This is a genomic window from Streptomyces sp. NPDC055966, assembly GCF_042269865.1.
In the GTDB taxonomy this organism is placed as follows: Bacteria; Actinomycetota; Actinomycetes; order Streptomycetales; family Streptomycetaceae; genus Streptomyces.
Genome location: NZ_JBHJYK010000017.1, coordinates 190,433 through 207,034, shown reverse-complemented (window position 1 = coordinate 207,034; position 16,602 = coordinate 190,433). Strand labels below are relative to the sequence as shown.

17 protein-coding genes are annotated in these 16,602 nt (G+C 73.4%); 12 read left to right on the top strand and 5 right to left on the bottom strand.

What is annotated here, in order from left to right; all coding sequences use genetic code 11:
- Positions 1-37: 37 nt before the first annotated feature.
- From ACFC8N_RS32140 to ACFC8N_RS32125, 4 genes are all read left to right on the top strand, one after another.
- Complete coding sequence (locus ACFC8N_RS32140) at positions 38-940, top strand: alpha/beta hydrolase (RefSeq protein WP_376291918.1); 903 nt, start codon at positions 38-40, stop codon at positions 938-940.
- 51 nt (positions 941-991) lie between these two features.
- A complete protein-coding gene (locus ACFC8N_RS32135) occupies positions 992-1,990 on the top strand; it encodes an alpha/beta fold hydrolase (protein ID WP_376291915.1) in 999 nt (332 codons plus the stop codon).
- 718 nt (positions 1,991-2,708) lie between these two features.
- A complete protein-coding gene (locus tag ACFC8N_RS32130) occupies positions 2,709-4,475 on the top strand; it encodes an ABC transporter permease (protein ID WP_376291913.1) in 1,767 nt (588 codons plus the stop codon).
- A gap of 34 nt (positions 4,476-4,509) precedes the next feature.
- Positions 4,510-5,940, top strand: a complete 1,431-nt coding sequence (locus ACFC8N_RS32125) for a nitrate/sulfonate/bicarbonate ABC transporter ATP-binding protein (RefSeq protein ID WP_376291910.1) — start codon at positions 4,510-4,512, stop codon at positions 5,938-5,940.
- Between the two features lie 52 nt (positions 5,941-5,992).
- Here ACFC8N_RS32125 and ACFC8N_RS32120 read toward each other — a convergent pair whose 3' ends face one another.
- The gene (locus tag ACFC8N_RS32120) at positions 5,993-6,406 is read right to left on the bottom strand and encodes a metalloregulator ArsR/SmtB family transcription factor (RefSeq protein ID WP_356031497.1); all 414 of its coding nucleotides are present in this window, start codon (positions 6,404-6,406) and stop codon (positions 5,993-5,995) included.
- 265 nt (positions 6,407-6,671) lie between these two features.
- Here ACFC8N_RS32120 and ACFC8N_RS32115 point away from each other — a divergent pair, with 265 nt between their 5' ends.
- Both ACFC8N_RS32115 and ACFC8N_RS32110 read left to right on the top strand, forming a co-directional pair.
- Positions 6,672-7,400 carry an MgtC/SapB family protein gene (locus ACFC8N_RS32115; protein ID WP_356031495.1) on the top strand — a complete coding sequence of 243 codons (729 nt, stop codon included), beginning with the start codon at positions 6,672-6,674 and terminating at the stop codon, positions 7,398-7,400.
- The gene (locus ACFC8N_RS32110; protein ID WP_356031492.1) at positions 7,397-7,675 is read left to right on the top strand and encodes a hypothetical protein; all 279 of its coding nucleotides are present in this window, start codon (positions 7,397-7,399) and stop codon (positions 7,673-7,675) included. Before ACFC8N_RS32115 ends, ACFC8N_RS32110 begins: the two co-directional genes overlap by 4 nt.
- A 51-nt stretch (positions 7,676-7,726) precedes the next feature.
- On the opposite strand, the gene ACFC8N_RS32105 is transcribed toward ACFC8N_RS32110, so the two are convergent.
- Together ACFC8N_RS32105 and ACFC8N_RS32100 are read right to left on the bottom strand one after the other, a co-directional pair.
- Positions 7,727-9,841: a glycosyltransferase gene (locus ACFC8N_RS32105; RefSeq protein WP_376291906.1), complete on the bottom strand. Its 2,115-nt coding sequence runs from the start codon at positions 9,839-9,841 to the stop codon at positions 7,727-7,729.
- Between the two features lie 19 nt (positions 9,842-9,860).
- Complete coding sequence (locus ACFC8N_RS32100) at positions 9,861-10,004, bottom strand: hypothetical protein (protein ID WP_356031487.1); 144 nt, start codon at positions 10,002-10,004, stop codon at positions 9,861-9,863.
- A gap of 225 nt (positions 10,005-10,229) precedes the next feature.
- Here ACFC8N_RS32100 and ACFC8N_RS32095 point away from each other — a divergent pair, with 225 nt between their 5' ends.
- Both ACFC8N_RS32095 and ACFC8N_RS32090 read left to right on the top strand, forming a co-directional pair.
- Positions 10,230-10,910: a response regulator transcription factor gene (locus ACFC8N_RS32095; RefSeq protein ID WP_356031604.1), complete on the top strand. Its 681-nt coding sequence runs from the start codon at positions 10,230-10,232 to the stop codon at positions 10,908-10,910.
- Complete coding sequence (locus ACFC8N_RS32090; RefSeq protein ID WP_376291904.1) at positions 10,907-12,037, top strand: sensor histidine kinase; 1,131 nt, start codon at positions 10,907-10,909, stop codon at positions 12,035-12,037. Before ACFC8N_RS32095 ends, ACFC8N_RS32090 begins: the two co-directional genes overlap by 4 nt.
- Before the next feature lie 31 nt (positions 12,038-12,068).
- Here the strand turns inward: ACFC8N_RS32090 and ACFC8N_RS32085 are convergent, their stop codons facing one another.
- Complete coding sequence (locus ACFC8N_RS32085; RefSeq protein WP_356031482.1) at positions 12,069-12,590, bottom strand: N-acetyltransferase family protein; 522 nt, start codon at positions 12,588-12,590, stop codon at positions 12,069-12,071.
- Here ACFC8N_RS32085 and ACFC8N_RS32080 point away from each other — a divergent pair.
- Positions 12,589-13,194, top strand: coding sequence for an XRE family transcriptional regulator (locus ACFC8N_RS32080; protein WP_356031480.1), 606 nt, complete (start codon positions 12,589-12,591; stop codon positions 13,192-13,194). The two genes, ACFC8N_RS32085 and ACFC8N_RS32080, sit on opposite strands and share 2 nt — an antisense overlap.
- Positions 13,191-14,429, top strand: coding sequence for an MFS transporter (locus tag ACFC8N_RS32075; RefSeq protein WP_376291901.1), 1,239 nt, complete (start codon positions 13,191-13,193; stop codon positions 14,427-14,429). The genes ACFC8N_RS32080 and ACFC8N_RS32075 overlap by 4 nt, the downstream gene beginning before the upstream one ends.
- On the opposite strand, the gene ACFC8N_RS32070 is transcribed toward ACFC8N_RS32075, so the two are convergent.
- Positions 14,341-14,790 carry an Lrp/AsnC family transcriptional regulator gene (locus ACFC8N_RS32070; protein WP_362817917.1) on the bottom strand — a complete coding sequence of 150 codons (450 nt, stop codon included), beginning with the start codon at positions 14,788-14,790 and terminating at the stop codon, positions 14,341-14,343. The genes ACFC8N_RS32075 and ACFC8N_RS32070 overlap by 89 nt on opposite strands.
- Before the next feature lie 119 nt (positions 14,791-14,909).
- On the opposite strand from ACFC8N_RS32070, the gene ACFC8N_RS32065 reads away from it, so the two are divergent.
- Complete coding sequence (locus ACFC8N_RS32065) at positions 14,910-15,602, top strand: hypothetical protein (protein WP_376291898.1); 693 nt, start codon at positions 14,910-14,912, stop codon at positions 15,600-15,602.
- A gap of 75 nt (positions 15,603-15,677) precedes the next feature.
- Positions 15,678-16,565 (top strand): LysR family transcriptional regulator, encoded by an 888-nt coding sequence (locus ACFC8N_RS32060; RefSeq protein ID WP_376291896.1) that lies wholly within the window; start codon positions 15,678-15,680, stop codon positions 16,563-16,565.
- Positions 16,566-16,602: the final 37 nt, after the last annotated feature.

The following is a 16,602-nucleotide window of genomic DNA, read 5'->3' as shown; positions in this document are numbered from 1 at the left end:
TTGTGGCGCGGGAGATCCACCGACGGAAGGGACACCGATGAGCAGGGAACAACGCGCGAGGATCGACGCGATGCTGCGCACACCACGGCCCGAGGGCCCGCAGCCGGTCGAGGAGATCCGGTCGGGGTTCGCGGCGATGATGGCCACGATGATCGTGCCGGACGGCATCCGGACCACGGACGTCGCCCTCGGGTCCCGACGCACCCTGCTGGTCGAGCCCCGGGACGCGGGCCCGCGCGCGAGCACGGGCACGATCCTCTACTTCCACGGCGGCGGCCATGTGTACGGTTCACCCGAGACCGCACTGTCGCTGACGGGGAACCTCGTCGCCAGAACCGGCGTCAGGGCCTTCTCGCCGGACTACCGGCTCGCCCCCGAGCACCCGTTCCCGGCCGCGATCGACGATGCGCTCGCCGCCTACCGCGCGCTGCTCGACGCCGGTGAGGACCCTGCGTCCCTCGCGTTCGCCGGGGACTCCGCCGGCGGCGGCCTCACCGTCACGACGTGCCTCGCGGCCCGCGCCGCCGGACTGCCGCTGCCCGCGGCGATCGTGGCCTTCTCCCCCGGGCTCGACGGCACCCGGAGCGGCGAGAGCATGGACACGAAGGCCGGCCGCGACCCGTTCTTCACACGCGAGGGCCTGGCACACACGGGTGCCATGTACCTCGCGGGTCAGGACCCGCACCAGGAGCTCATCAGCCCCGTGCTCCACGCCGACCTGACAGGTTTCCCGCCGATGCTGCTCCAGGTGGGCACCAACGAGGTGCTGCTGGACGACTCCACGCGCATGGCCGCACGCGCGAGGGAGGCGGGGGTGGACGTGATCCTGGACGTCACCGCCGAAGTGCCGCACGTGTTCCAGGCGTTCGCCGGTGTGCTGGACGAGGCGGACCAGGCACTCGATCGCGCGGCGCTCTTCCTCACCCAGCACCTGGCATAGATCCGTTATGTGCCGAACGGCCACCGGTTCGCTTCCTTCTCTCGGGTGATCATGTCGACGTCGACGGGCCCTACGGTGGGTGCCTTCGTCGCCGTCCCGCACGCCGTTCCGGTCGGCCACTCGCTCGGCGGGATGGTCGCCGTCCGGTACGCGCTGGACCACCCGGAGACCCCCGCCGCCGTCAACCTTGACGGTGACGGATTCGGCCGGCCCGAGCAGTACGTCGGGCTGGACCCCGAGTACGTCACGCAACGACTCGCCGAGGTCCGGGGATTCGCCGCCCAGGCGGCGGGGCGGGTCCTCCCTGCGCGGGACATGGCGGCCGTGCTCGGCGCGCAGAGGGCCGTGGCGGAGGGCCTGGACATCCCCCGCGACCTGTTCGACGAGGGACTGCGCAGGTCGCTCGCCCAACGCGCGGACAGCATGCGGTGGTTGCGACCCGAGGGCGAGTCAGCGCACCAGATGCCGGCGGCCATGGACGAGCTCGACCTGTCCTCCCTCTACCGACGCGCGCAGCCCCGACTGACCCGGGATCTGCGCGAGTTGGCGCGGAAAGGTGGCGGCACTGATCCTCTCGTTCACCGAGCAACGCCATCGGCGCTGATCGGAGCCGTGACCACCGGAAACGAGACGGAACAGGGCGGGCGTGGCGGATGGGTCGGGATCGCGCGGGCCGCGCTGCCGCTGTTCACGACGATGGTGGCATCGGCTGGCGCTCCGGTCGACACGGCCCTGCTCAGGAGTCACGCCACCGCCACGCTCGCCGCCTTCGCGGTCGCCGTCGCCGTCTTCAGCCCGGCCACCGGCACGGTGGCGGGTGCGCTGCGCGGCGTGACGCCGTTCGTCACGCGGCGCCGGGAGGATGCCGACGGCTCCTGCCGGTGGCTCGCGGTCGCCGTCGGCACGGTGGGCGCCCTGGCCGTCGTGTCCGTCCGCTCATGGGGCGGGAAGCCGCGGTGGCGCGGAGCACACTCGACGCACTCGGCCATGCGCGCCGGACCGGCCGGTATCTCGGCGTCCGTCACTCTGTCCGGCCCGGCCACGGCCTGACCGGGGCCGGCGTCGCCATACCGGTCTCCAGCGCGATCGGTGCCGCCGCCAACCAGACGACGCTGCGCCGCGCCACGGTGCCGGCCGGCCGCTCCCTGCGCCCCGGCAGGCCCGACGTCCGACATGTGTGGACGCTGGGCACCGTCGGTATCCCGCTCGCCGGCACCGCCCTCGCCAAGGTCGCGGTCCTGGCCGTGCATACCTTCGCGGCGGCCCGGCCCGGGACGGGACTGACAGCGCGCCACGCCGCGCAGCGCGGGTCGTGCCGCTGTTCACCGAGGACGCCCGCGTGCGGTCGCACATCGCGGATCCGCTCGGGCTCAGGCGCACCGTGCCGAGTTTCGGGGCGACGTTCGCCTGCTACGGCGCCCTCGCCGCCGTCGCCGTCCCGGTCGCGACGCCGGCCTGCATATTTGCGTATCGATGCAACAAGGGGCACACTCATGGAGTCGGGCCCTGTGCGCGTGCCGAGCACGGGCGGGGCACAGCCACATCACGGAACGGAGGCAGCCATGGGTGCAGACCCTCCCAGTCCGCGCTGCCTCCGGGGCATGCGCTGACTTTCTGACGTTCACCGGCCGGGGCCATGACCGCCCCGACGGTTCCACTTACTTACCTGTATTTCCCATGCTGCCTGGGTGACCCCTGTCCTGCCGTCGGTGCGTTGGCCGCGGCCGGGCGTGCCGGCGTGCCCAGAGTGGGGGCGGAGGTCTTCGTGATGTCGATCCGTACGGACAACAGGCCCGCCGAGAGGGCGGAGCGCACACCGCTGGTGGCGCGCCTGCCCGGGCGGCTGTCCCGTCTTTCCTGGGTGGACGCGGCCGTGGCGGCGGCCGTGCTGGTGCTCCTGTACGTGGTGCTGCGCGTGGGGCACGGCACCACCGTCGCCTTCAACACCCACCAGAACGTCCATGTCGACACCGATCCGGCACAGCTGCCGTACGACGCGGCCCGCTCGCTGCTGCGGATGTTCGCCGCGCTCGCGGTGTCGATCGTGTTCACCTTCGGCTACGCCTGTGCCGCCGCCAAGAGCAGGCGGCTGGAGCGGATCCTCGTCCCGGCCCTGGACATCCTCCAGTCGGTGCCGGTGCTGGGCTTCCTCACCGTGGCGGTGACCGGGTTCATCGCCCTGTTCCCCGGCTCGATGCTGGGCCTGGAGTGCGCGTCGATCTTCGCGATCTTCACCTCGCAGGCGTGGAACATGACGTTCGCCTTCTACTCCTCCCTCACCTCCCTGCCGCGTGAACTCGACGAGCTGTCACGGTCGTTCGGGTTCACCCGCTGGATGCGGTTCTGGAAGGTGGAGGTGCCGGCCGGGATGATCGGCCTGGTCTGGAACGGCATGATGAGCTTCGGCGGCGGCTGGTTCTTCCTGGTGGCCTCGGAGGCGATCAGCGTCAACAACCAGCAGTACGCGCTGCCCGGCGTCGGCTCCTACGCCGGTGCCGCCATCACCGACGGCGACCTCGGCAAGGTCGGCTGGGCCATCCTCACCATGGCTGTGATGGTGATCGGCGTGAACTTCCTGTTCTGGCGGCCGCTGACCGCGTGGGCGGAGAAGTTCAAGAACGAGCAGTCCGAGGCGAGCGAGGTGCAGCGGTCCGTCGTACTGGACCTCCTGCGCCGCTCGCACTGGCCGCGGTTGCTCGGCCGGGTGCTGCGCCCGGTGGGACGCGCGCTGAGCACGGCGGGCCGCGTCCTCGGCCGCGACGACCGGCCACTCGTCGTCGGCCGGACCCGGCAGCGCACCGGCGACATCGTCTTCACACTCGTCGCCGGCGGGCTGATCGTGTGGGGTCTGCTCGACCTCGGCCACTACCTCCACGACCGCACCGGCCTCGGCGTGTTCGGCGAGCCGCTGCTGCTCGGCCTCGCCACCCTCGCCCGCGTCCTGGTGCTGGTCGCGCTCGCCACCGTCGTCTGGGTGCCGATCGGCGTGAAGATCGGGTTCTCGCCCCGGCTGACCCGGATCGCCCAGCCGGTCGTGCAGATCCTGGCGTCCTTCCCGGCCAACTTCCTCTTCCCGCTCGCCGTCTGGTTCTTCCTGCGGACCGGCCTGTCCATCAACATCGGCGGCACGCTGCTGATGGCGCTCGGCGCCCAGTGGTACATCCTGTTCAACACCATCGCCGGCGCCATGGCCATCCCCAGCGATCTGCGCGAGGCCATGGACGACCTGGGCGTCACCGGCCGGCAGCGGTGGCGGCGACTGATCATCCCGGGGATCTTCCCGTCCTACGTCACCGGCGGGATCACGGCGTCCGGCGGCGCCTGGAACGCCTCGATCGTCTCCGAGGTCGTCACCTTCGGCGGCACCACCCTCACGGCGACGGGCCTCGGCGCGTACATCGCGCAGGCCACGGAGAGTGGCGACTATCCGCATCTGCTCGCCGGTGTCGCGGTGATGAGCCTGTACGTCGTCGGGCTGAACCGACTGGTGTGGCGCCGCCTGTACCGGCTGGCCGAGACCCGCTACTCCCTCTGAACTTCCCTTCTCTCACAAGCATTTGGAGCACGTCATGGTGCTGAACGTACTGCGCGGCCTGCGCGCCGACCGCCGGGCCCGGGCGGGCCTCGCCCACCTGACCGCCGACACGCCCCGCCGGCCCGCCGACGGCGAGCTGCTGCTGGAGACCTCCGGCCTGACCAAGTCGTACGCCGGTGCCGACGGCGAGCTGCCCGTCCTGTCCGGCATCGACCTCCAGGTCCGCGCGGGCGAGGTCGTCGCCCTGCTCGGCAAGTCGGGCTCCGGCAAGTCCACCCTGCTGCGCTGCCTGGCCGGGCTCGTGCCCGCCAGTTCCGGCACCGTCGCCTACCGGGGCACCCCGCTCACCGGCGCCAATCCGGGTACGGCCATGGTGTTCCAGACCTTCGCGCTGCTGCCCTGGCTGACCGTCCAGCAGAACGTCGAACTGGGCCTGGAGGCCAAGGGAGTTCCGGCCGCCGAGCGTGCCGACGCCGCCCGGCAGGCCATCGACCTGATCGGCCTCGACGGTTTCGAGTCGGCGTACCCAAAAGAGCTTTCCGGCGGTATGCGCCAGCGCGTCGGCTTCGCGCGCGCCCTCGTCGTGGAGCCGGACGTGCTGATGATGGACGAGCCGTTCTCCGCCCTCGACGTGCTGACCGCCGAGAACCTGCGCGGCGAGCTGATGGAGCTGTGGGAGTCCGGCCAGTTCCCGACCCGCGCCATCGTGCTGGTCACCCACAACATCGAGGAGGCCGTGCTGATGGCCGACCGGATCGTCGTCCTGGGCGCCCGCCCGTACGGCACGATCCGCGAGGTCTTCGACGTCGGCCTGGAGCGGCCCCGGGACCGTAACTCGGCCGCCTTCGACGACCTTGTCGACCGCGTCTACCGGACCATGACCGGCCGCCAGAAGGAAGGCCGCGTCCCCGGCCGGCAGGAGGCGGTGGAGCTGGAGAAGCGCACCCCCGCGAACGCCCCGCTGCCGCCGGCCAGTGTCGACGGGCTGTCCGGGCTCGCGGAGCTGGTGCTCGACCGCGGCGGCCGCTGCGACCTCGCCGACCTCGCCGACGAACTCGGCCTGGCGGTGGATGACTTGCTGCCCCAGGTCGACGCGCTCGACCTGCTCGGCTTCACCACGCTCAGCGGGGACGACCTGCTGCTGACCGACACCGGTACGGCGTTCGCGGGCGCCGACGTACAGGAGTCGAAGAAGATCTTCGCCGAGGCCGTGCAGCGCGCCCCACTGGTCACGCTGATCACGCAGAGCCTGCGGAACAACTCGGGCGGCACCCTGCGCGCCGGGTTCTTCCGCGATCTGCTCGCCCACCATTTCACCGCCGAGCAGGTCACCCGCCAGCTGGAGACGGCCACGGACTGGGGCCGCTACGCCGAGCTGTACTCCTACGACGCCGAGCCGCAGGAGTACCACCTCGACGAGAGCGACGACTCACGCCTGGCCGCGACCGGTACGCGGCGGGACTGAGCACGCGCCGCAACCGGCGGCACCGGCGGTCCGCGCGTGAGCGTTCCGTGGGTCAGTGTTCCGTGGCCGTGCGCCGGACCCCGGCCGCGCGTGCGGGGGCACCGCGCTCCTGCGCGACGACCGCCTCCCCAGCGCCGGCCGGCCCGGCCTCCCCCGCGGCCACCGCCTCGTCCGTGACCAGCACCGCGCTCTCCAGCAGCGCCCGCACCTGCGGACCCGTGGCCCGGTAGAAGATGCGCGTGCCCTCGCGCCGCGAGGTCACCAGTCCGGCCGAGCGCAGTTTCGCCAGGTGCTGGGAGGTGGCCGCGACATGCGCCTCGATCAGCTCGGCGAGCCTGCTGACCGGCAGTTCCCGCTCGCTCAGCGCCCAGAGCAGCCGGTAGCGCGAGGGGTCGGCAACCGCCTTGAGCACGGCCACCGATCGCCCGGCCCGCTCCTCGTCCCACGACGCTACTTGCGCTTCCATGCAAGTATGGTAGCCGGTCATGCGCAGGACGTCCGGTGGCGTTCCGGAGCGACACTAGTTGCACATATGTGCAAATATAGAGAAAGCGTCGAGGAGGAGGTGAGCGGCATGGATCCCAGCAGCAGTCCGGGCCCCGACCGGCCCCCCAGTCCCATGTCCCCCGACTCCTCGGGCATCCGGTAGCCCACCCCCCGGCGGTACGGCCGGGCGGACGGCCGCCATGCCCTCGACCTGTCCCGCCGCGGCGGGGCGAGGGGAGGTTCCCATGGCGAACCTGACCACTTTCGACTTCGTTCTCCGGCTCGCCGTCGGCGTCGCCTGTGGTGCTCTGATCGGCGTGGAGCGCCAGTGGCGCGCCCGGATGGCCGGGCTGCGCACCAACGCCCTGGTGGCCGTCGGCGCCACGCTGTTCGTCCTCTACAGCGAGGCCGTCGGCGACCCCGGCAGCCCCACCCGGGTCGCCTCCTACGTCGTCTCCGGCATCGGATTCCTCGGCGGCGGCGTCATCCTGCGCGAGGGCGGTGGCGTGCGCGGCCTCAACACCGCCGCCACGCTGTGGTGTTCGGCGGCGGTCGGCGTGCTCGCCGCCTCCGGCCGGCTGGCGCTGTGCGCGATCGCGACGGCCACCGTCCTCGGCGTGCACGCGTTCCTGCGCCCCGCGGGCCGGCTGATCGACCGCGTGCCGCAGCGCGACCCCGACAACGAGGGCGTACGCGCCACCGTCCACCTGGTCTGCGAGCGCGCCGACGAGACACATGTGCGCGCGCTGCTGTCCCAGGCTCTCGCGGGCGACGGCCTCGCACCCACCGGGCTGCGGGTACGCCGCGACGACGAGGGCGGCACCAGCCTGCGGGCGGCCGTCGCCCTGAACGGCGACCCCGCCCGGGCGCTGGAACAGCTCATCGCCCGGCTCTCCCTGGAACCAGGCGTACGTGACCTGCACTGGCACCTGGACGACACCTCGCTCGACGCGGAGCGGGAGGCGGTGGCATGAGCGACCTCGACGCCCGGCGCGCCCGCCACGCCGTCCGCCGGGCCGCCCGCCAACTGGCCGAGGACGCCCCGCGGTTGACCGCCGGCTCCGCGAGCGCTCTACGGGCGGGCCTCGCCACCCGCACCGCCCGTCTGCGCCGAGCCGCCCTCGCCGCGTGGCTGACGGGCGTACCCGAGCACGTGATCGCCGCCGACGGACATGTGCCCGTGACGGTCGTGCACGCATGGGTGGCGGCGGGACACGCGCCGCGGCACGCTGACGACGGGCGGGGGTGACCAGGACGACGCCGGGGGGACACGTCTCAGGCCCGTGCGCGCACGCACGGCCTACTCCGGTGCGGAACTTCCGCCCGGGGCGAGGGAGCTGACGAGGGCGAGTTCGTGGTCCTGTGTCAGACAGGGCTCGACGGTCACGCGGCCTTCGGGCCCCGCGTACGAGGCCGTCGGGAACGAGGTGACGTCGCGGCGGTCCGCGAGGTCTCCGGTCAGCATGCCGAGCCGGACCTCGGGGCCGCCGTACGCGCTCAGGCGCAGCTCCCACCGTGCCTGACCGCCGGGATGGTGCTCGGCCACGGCGGCGAGGGGGATGCCGATCTCGAAGTCGCCGTACGGATCGACGTAGCACCGCCCGTCGAAGGCCCATGCGTGCCGGCCCCGGAGCCGGGCCCGGAACCGGTAGTGGTGGGCGCGGGCGACGCTGCCGTGGAGCGAGCCGGTCAGCCGGATCGCCGTGTCGCCGGCGGCGATCGACGACACCTCCGCATGGGCCGGTCGGTGCCAGGTGCGCAGGGCCAGGCCGCCGTCCGGTGCCCGGTACGGGATCCACGCGGTGCATCCCGCGTCGGCCGGGCGGCGCGCGGCGGGGTCCAGGAGCCGTGCCGTTTCGACCGGCCCCGCGAGGACCGGGCGCGACTTGTTGCCGCTGACGTGCTGGACGAAGGCGTCCCAGTGTCCTTCGGTGAGGGCACGCGATCCCTTGTCCAGCTTCGCCTCCAAGGACGTTCCGGCCTCCGCCGCCCGGGACTCCAGGCGCACTCTCACCGCCTCGCCCGCCGCCGCTGTGTCCCGCAGGCGCAGGACGAGTTGCCAGGCGTCGGGTGCGAGGGCGGGGTCGGCCGTGTGGAAGGCGAGCGAGCCGTCGGGCAGGACCCGGCAGCCGACCCGGACCGGCGAGCCGAATCCGGCCAGGCCGACCAGTTCCAGCGCACGGCGCCACAGGGGGCGGCCGCTGTCGGTGTCACGGTGTGCCGCGCGCGGCCGTCGGCCGTGCCCGCCGCGGGAGGCGAGTTCCGGCGCGAGGTCGAGGAAGAGGGCGTCGTACTGCGCGGCGATGTGCCGGGGACGGAAGCGTACGGAGGTCCGGCGGGCCGCGGCGGCCATCCGCCGGCGCTCGGCGTCGTTCTCGATCAGGCGGCACACCGCGTCGGCGAGGGCGTCCTCGACGGCTCCCTGCGCCGGGACGAGCAGGCCGTCCTCGCCGTGCGTGATGATCTCGCGGGGCGCGTGGTCGCGGTCGGTGCTCACCACGGGCACCCCGCAGCTCATCGCCGCCAGGAGGGTCGTGCCGGAGGCTTCGGTGCGGTGCGGCACGACGGCGATGGCGCCCTTGGCCCACTCCGGCTCCATGGGCGTGCGCGCGCCCATCAGCAGGACGTTGTCGTGCAGGGCGAGTTCGTCGATACGACGGCGCAGGCGGCCGCGCTCGCGACCGTGGCCGTAGACGCGCAGGGTCCAGTCCGGGTGTACGGCCACGACCTTGGCGAAGGCGTCGAGGAGCCGGTCGTACTGTCCGGCCGGCGTGAGCCGTCCCGCTGCCACCACGGTCCGCGACATCCCGGTCGAGGGTTCCGCACAGGGCTCGGGGATGCAGACGGGGATGGCGGTGAGGCGCGTCGGCGCGGAGGGCAGCGCCCGGCGGTGGGCGCGCGCGTCCGCGGCGGACACGGTCACGTAGGCGTCGAGCAGGGGTACGGCCGCGTCGAGGTCGTCCCTGAGCGCGTCCGGGCGGAGGTCGCGGGCGGCGTGTTCCTGGCCGATGCGCAGCTGGTCGGGGCGGCCGTGCTCGGCCAGGAAGCAGGTCAGGTACGGGCCGGTCGCGATCACCACGTCGGCGTCGCTGTCCTGCAGGTGGGCCGCGAGCCTCGCCTCGCCGAGTCCGGTGGGCGGCGTCGGGCCGTCGTGCACCGTGTCGTGGGGGCACACGGTGCCCGGGGTCCGCTGCTCGGCGGCGGTGCCCGCATAGTGCCGGGAGGTGGGCCGCAGGTCCACCAGGGCGCGTATCCGCACGCGGGGCGGCGGTGCCGGGCGGGGGTGGTCGGCGGTGCGGTGGCAGGAGACGATCTCCACGTCGTGCCGGTCGGCGAGGGCGCCGGCGAGGTTGATCGTGGCGCGGACCGTGCCACTGGTGCGGTAGGCGTCGTAGAGCAGGAAAGTGATCTTCATGGGTCTCTTCGTGGCGGGTTCAGCCGAACATTCCGGCGATCGCTGTCGCGGCGCGGTGGGTGAGGGCGGCGTACAGGTCGGGCCGGAGCACTCCCAGGACCGCGGCCGACGCCACGATGATCAGGAAGACGGCCTCCTTTCCGCCGCCGAGCTGTCCCCTCACCGGGCGTCCGCCGCCGGCGCCTCTGTGCTGTGCGTCATGCGTCCAGCCTGGGACCGGACCCGGCCCGTGCGGTATCCGTCGCCCGGCCGGGCCGCCCCCGCCGGGCGGCGGGAGGACACCCCCCGATCGGCTGGTTCCGCCCACCGGGGCAACCCTGGTGGCGGCCGGGCCCTCTTAAGGTCGTAGGCGTACGGACAGGCCGGACAGGAGCGGGACGGGGTGCATGTGATCCGGGTCGTGGTGGTGGACGACGAGGCCCTCGTCCGCTCCGGCTTCCAGCTCATCCTGAACGCCGCCGACGACATCGAGGTGGTCGCGACGGCCGGCGGCGCCGACGCCGTGGCCCGGGTCCGCGACGCGCGTCCGGACGTCGTCCTGCTGGACATCCGCATGCCGGACGTCGACGGACTCACCGTGCTGCGCGAGGTGCGGGGGCTCCCGGACGGGCCCGTGGTGGCGATGCTGACGACGTTCGACACCGACGAGTACGTGCTCGCGGCGCTGCGTCACGGGGCGGCCGGCTTCCTGCTCAAGGACACCGAGCCGGAACAGCTGGCCCAGATGGTGCGCACGCTCGCCGCGGGCGGCATCGTCATGTCCCCCAAGGCGTCCCGTGCCCTGCTGCTCGGCCACCCCGGTGCCGAGGCGGTGAACGCCGAGGAGGCCGAGGAGTCGGCCCGGGTGGAGCGGCTGACCGCACGCGAACGCGATGTGCTGACGCTGGTCGCGGAGGGGCTGTCGAACGCCGACATAGGGACGCGTCTGCATCTGAGCGCCGGCACGGTGAAGGATCACCTGAGCGCGATCTTCGCCAAGCTGCGCGTGACCGGCCGTATCCAGGCCGCGCTCATCGCCCAGCGCGCCCGGCTCCTGGACGAACGGCGCAGGCCGAGGGCAGAGCGGTGACCCGGCCGGTGAGCGGCCGCCGGACCGGCTGGGCACGGGTTCCGGCGCCCCTGCGGGACGCCGGGCTCGTCGCCGTGGCGGCCGGGGACGCCTGGCTCGCGGTCTCGGACAGCTCGTGGACCGAGGTGGGTCTCGCCGCCCTGGCCTGTGCCGCCCTCGCGCTGCGCCGCTACGTCCCGCTCGTCGTCGTCCTGCTCACGGTGCCGGCCGCGGTGGTCGGGGACCTCGTCGTGGCCCCGCTCGCGGCCCTGTTCGCCCTCGCCGAACGGAGGCGCGACCGCCGCCTGTTGGGAGCGTGCGCCGTGCTGATGGCGGCGGCCTCCGCCGCGCCCTGGCCCTGGCACGACCCGGACTCGCGCGACCGCACCTGGACGCTGATCCAGTTCGTCTACACCCTCGCGGGCACCGCCGCGCCCGTACTGTTCGGTCAACTGGTGCAGGCGCGGCGGGACTTGTCCCAGCGCCTGGCCGAGATCGAGGAGGCCAGGGAGCACGAGCGGGCCCTGCACGCCCAGGCCGTGCTCGCCCGGGAACGCGCCCAGCTGGCCCGGGAGATGCACGACGTCGTCTCGCACCAGGTGAGCCTGATCGCCGTCCAGGCCGGTGCGCTTCAGGTCGGGTCCAGGGACACGGAAGCCCGGGAGGCCGCCCGCACCATCCGTTCGCTGAGCGTCTCCACGCTGGACGAACTGAGGAACATGGTCACCCTGCTGCGCGCCTCCGGTGGCCGCGCCACCGAGCTGACACCGCAGCCCACGCTGGCCGACATCCGCAAGCTGGTCGCGACGAGCGGCATCGACGCGGAGCTGACCGGTGTGCTGCCCGACACGGTCAGCACACCCGCCCAGCGGGCGATCTACCGCACCGTGCAGGAAGCCCTGACGAACGTGCGCAAGCACGCTCCTGGAGCCGGGGCGACCGTGAAGCTCTGGTGCGAGGGCGACGACGTCGGTGTCACCGTCACCAACAGCCGCCCCACCCGCCCGTCCCTGCCCCTGCCCGGCTCGCGGCAGGGCCTGGTCGGGCTGCGGGAGCGCGCCGAGATCCTGCACGGCACGTTCTCCGCCGGCCCGACCCCGGACGGCGGCTACGGGGTCCGTGTCCGGATCCCGGCCCAGACCACGTGACGTCGTCGCCGGCAGCACGTGCTCGACGGGCTCAGGACAGGGGCAGTCGCATGAGCGTCAGGTCGAGCCAGCGGCCGAACTTGGTGCCGACCTCCGGGAGCGTGCCGGCGACCTGGAACCCGAAGCGTTCGTGCAGCCGGATCGAGGGGGTGTTCCCGGCTTCGATTCCGGCGATCATCACGTGATGGCCGGCCTCGCGCGCGGCCGTGATGAGGGCGGTCAGCAGCGCGGATCCGATGCCGAGCCCGTGCCGGTCCTCGCGGACGTAGACCGAGTTCTCCACCGTGTGCCGGTAGCCGTCCAGCTCCCGCCAGGGGCCGTAGGCCGCGAACCCGGCGACCTCGCCGCCGACCTCGGCGACGAACGCCGAGCCGCGCTCCAGATGGGCGGCGAGCCAGGTGACCGCCTGCTCCGGTGTCTGCGGGGTCCGGGTCCACAGGGCCGTCGAGTGCTCGATCGCGTGGTTGCGGATCGCGCGGATGGCCGCCACGTCGTCGGGCCGGGCGGGGCGCACCGGCACGGCCGCCGCGCTTCTTGCGTATATTGAAGCCATGTCCAACATAGTAGAACCTCTGGTGGGGCAGATCGCGGCCCGCGTCCGCACCGAGCGGGAACGCCGCCGCTGGACGCTGGCCCAGCTCGCCGACGCCTCCGGCGTGTCCCAAGCGATGATCAGCCGGATCGAGCGCGCGGAGAGCAGCCCCACGGCGGTCGTCCTGGGCAAGCTGTCCGCGGCCTTCCAGCTCAGCGTCGCCTCCCTGCTCGCCCTCGCCGAGGGGGCGCCGGAGGACACCGCGCGCGAGACCGCCGAGGGCGCGACGGGCGTGCGGAGGCCCGCGGACACGGCCGAGTGGCGCGACCCCGCGACCGGATACCGGCGCCGCCAGATCACCGGTCCGCGCTTCCCGGCGGAGATCGCCGAGATCCGGCTGCCGGCCGGCGCGCGCGTGCCGTATCCGGCCGCCGCCTTCGCCTTCGTACGCCAGGTCGTCTGGGTCCTCGACGGCCGGCTGACCTTCCATGACGGCGACACGGTCCATGAGCTGGAGGCGGGCGACACCATCGAGCTGGGTGAGCCCGCCGAGCGCGTCTTCGCCAACACCTCGGACTCCGAGTGCCGTTACGCCGTCGTCCTGACCCGCGGCACCACGCCGTGACCGGGCCGCTCCCCCGCGGCGGCACGCTCCTGCTGGCCGCCGCAGCCGGTACGGCGATCGCGAACAACTACGCCATCCAGCCCGAACTCACCTCCGTGGCATCCGACTTGGGCGTGCCGCTCGCCGTGATCGGACTGGTGCCGACCGCCGCGCTCACCGGCTGCATGACCGGGTTCGCCCTCCTGCTGCCCCTCACCGACCGCCTCGCCCCCAACCGCCTGGTCGGCATCCAGCTGACCGCGCTGGCCGCCGCCCTCGCCCTGGCCGCGGCGGCACCCGGCGCGGGCGTGCTCCTCGCCGCCTATCTGCTCATCGGCGCGGCCGCGAGCGTCGCTGCGCAGGCCAGCAGCATCGCGGGCCGGCACGCGCCAACAGGACGCCGAGGAGCGGGAGTTGCCACGGTGGCTGCCGGCATGTCGGCCGGTATCCTGCTCAGCCGGCTGGCGGGCGGGGCGCTCGGCGGAGCCATCGGGTGGCGGCGGATGCTCCTCGTCTTCGCCGTGCTCGCGCTGCTCGGCGCCATCGCCGCCGCCACGCTGCTGCCGCGGCGGCGGCCGCATGCCGAGCGCGGTTACCGGGCCGCGCTCGCCTCGCTCCCGCCGCTGCTGCGCCGGTTCCCCGAACTGCGCCGCGCGGTGGCCACCGGCGGGCTGTGGTACTTCGCCTTCAACCTGATCTGGGTCACGCTCGCCCTCGCGCTCGCCCAGCCGCCCCACTCCCTCGGCCCGGCCGCCATCGGCCTGTACAGCCTGGCCGGGCTGCTCGGCTTCGCGGCGCTCCCGCTGACCGGCCGCCTCACCGACCGGTACGCCCCGGGCACGGTGATCGTCGCGAGCATGCTGGCCGCGGCGGCGGGCACCGCGCTGCTCGCCAGCGGGCTCGGCAACCCGCTGGTCACCGCCCTCGCACTCGCGGTCTTCGACGCCGGATGCTTCGCCGCGCAGGCCGCCAACCAGAGCCGGATCATCGCCCTCGCCCCCGACCGGGCGGGCAGCCTCAGCAGCGTCTACCTCGTGCTGTACTTCACCAGCGGCGCCGTCGGCACCGCCGTCGCCGCGCCGCTCCTCGACGCCCTCGGCTGGCGCGGGATCAGCCTCACCGCCCTCGCCGCGCTCCTCGTCGCGGCCGCCGTCGGCAGCCGGTCACTCAGGGTTCCAGCACACGGTCCGGACCCAGCGGGACCTCGTGCAGCAGGAGCCGGCTCCTCAACTCCCGTACGCCGAAGTCGGCTTTGAGCCGGTCGATGACCGTCTCGAACTCGCGGGCGTCGGTGCAGGCCACGCGCAGCTGGTAGTCGTAGTCCCCGGTCAGCCGCATCGCGCCGACGACCTGCGGCACGTCGGGCAGCTGCTCCTCGAAGGCCGTGCGGTCCACGCCCTCGCGCAGCCGGATGTCGCTGAGCAGTTCCATCCCGCGCCCGAACGCCGCCAGGTTCAGTTCGGCGCGGTATCCGCGCACGACACCGGCCGCCTGGAGCCGGCGTACGCGGTCGGCGACGGTGTTGGCCGACAGGCGGACCTGACGCCCCAGCTCCTGGTAGGTGGCGCGGCCGTCGGTGAGGAGGATCGTGAGGATCTGCCGGTCGATGCGGTCCATGGCGCCATGCTACAAATACTCGGCGGGAGCTGGATGCGCCGAGATATTCACGGCGTCATCCCGCATATCGCCGAGAAGTCCGAGCCAAAGTCGGCGCTTCCGGTGCCAGGCTCGCGGGCATGGAGATACTGCTGCTCCGCACCGCCCTCGCCCCCTCCCTCGTCCTCCTCGTCTCCGTCGTCGCCCGGCGTTCGGGCCCGCGCCGCGGCGGGCTCCTGCTGGGCGCGCCCACGACGTCCGGGCCGTTCCTGCTGCTCATCTGGCTCAGCGGCGGAAGCGCGGCGGCGGCACATGCGGCACGCGGCAACGTCGCTGCGCAGCTCGTCGTCGCGGCCTTCTGCCTCGCCTACGGCCGGCTCGCCCCCTTCCTGCGCCCGGCGCGCACCCTGACGGCGGCTGTGTCCTGCGCGGCCGCGGCGGGCCTGATCGCCGCGCTGTGCACCGACGTCTGGCTGACGGCTGCATCGGCCCTCGCCCTGGCTTTCGCCGGACTGCGGGCCTGGCCCGCCCCGGCCCCGGCGCATCGGCCCCAACGCGCGGCCCGGAGCTGGGAGATACCGGTGCGGATGGCGGTGTCCGCCACGACCGTGCTGCTCGCCGTGCACGCCGCGGCCGCGCTCGGCTCGTTCGCCGGCGGCATCCTCGCCGCGCTCCCCGTGCTGCTGGCCGTGATGGCCCCCTCGACCCATCGCGCGACCGGCGCACAGGCCGCGGCGGCGATGATGCGCGCCGCCCTGACCGTCACACCGGCCACCCTCGCCTTCCTGCTGACGGCCTATACGGCGTTCGCCGCCTCCGTGACGACGCGGTAGAGGATGTCCGTGGCACACGGAACGCCGCACAGAACCCGCGGGGACGCCACCGGGGACGAGGAGCACACGACACGCATGGACATCAGGCAGCTGGAGTACTTCCTGGCGATCGTCGATCGCGGGGGCTTCAACCGCGCGGCCTCGGCCCTCTACGTGTCGCAGCCCTCGCTGTCCCAGGCCGTGCGCACGCTGGAGCGTGATCTCGGCTCCCAGCTCTTCCATCGCATCGGGCGCCGGGCGGTCCTCACCGAGGCGGGAAAGGCACTGATCGAGCCTGCCCGGGAGGCCGTGCGCGGCCTGGAGACGGCACGCGCGAGCGTCGCGGCCGTGCAGGAACTGCGGGAGGGACGACTGGACGTGGCCTCGATGCCGTCCCAGGCGGTGGAGCCGCTCACCACCCTGGTGCGGGACTTCAGCCGGCGGTACCCCGGCGTGTCGGTCGCGGTGAAGGCGGCGTTCACCACGCGCGAGGTCATCGACCTGGTGCGTACGGGTGCCGTGGAGCTGGGACTGCTGGCGTCCGCCGGCCCGGTCCGCGGCACGGAGGCCGTCGTCGCGCACGCGCTGGGGAGTCAGCGTTTCGTGCTGGTGGTGCCGGGCGACGGTCCGTTCGCGGGCCGGACGGCGGTGCAGTGCCATGAACTGGCCGGACAGCGACTGATCGTCGGTCAGCCGGGGACCGGGATGCGCGCCTACGTCGACGGGCTGCGCGCGCGGGGCATCGACGTCGCGGTCGCCGCCGAGACCGAGCACCGGGTGGCGCTGCTGCCCCTGGTGCTGGCCGGGGTCGGGCTCGCCGTGGTCACGGATTCCTGGCGGGACGTCGCCCGGGCCCTCGGTGCCCGCGTCCTGGACATCGAGCCGCGCACGACGCTGGACGTCGCCCTCGTCAGCCGCCGGGGGATCCTGTCCCCCGCGGCCGCCGCGTTCGTCACGACGGCCACCCGCGACGCCGGCAGCTGATAGGTCCGGCCTATAAGGCAGATCCGCAGCGCGTCTT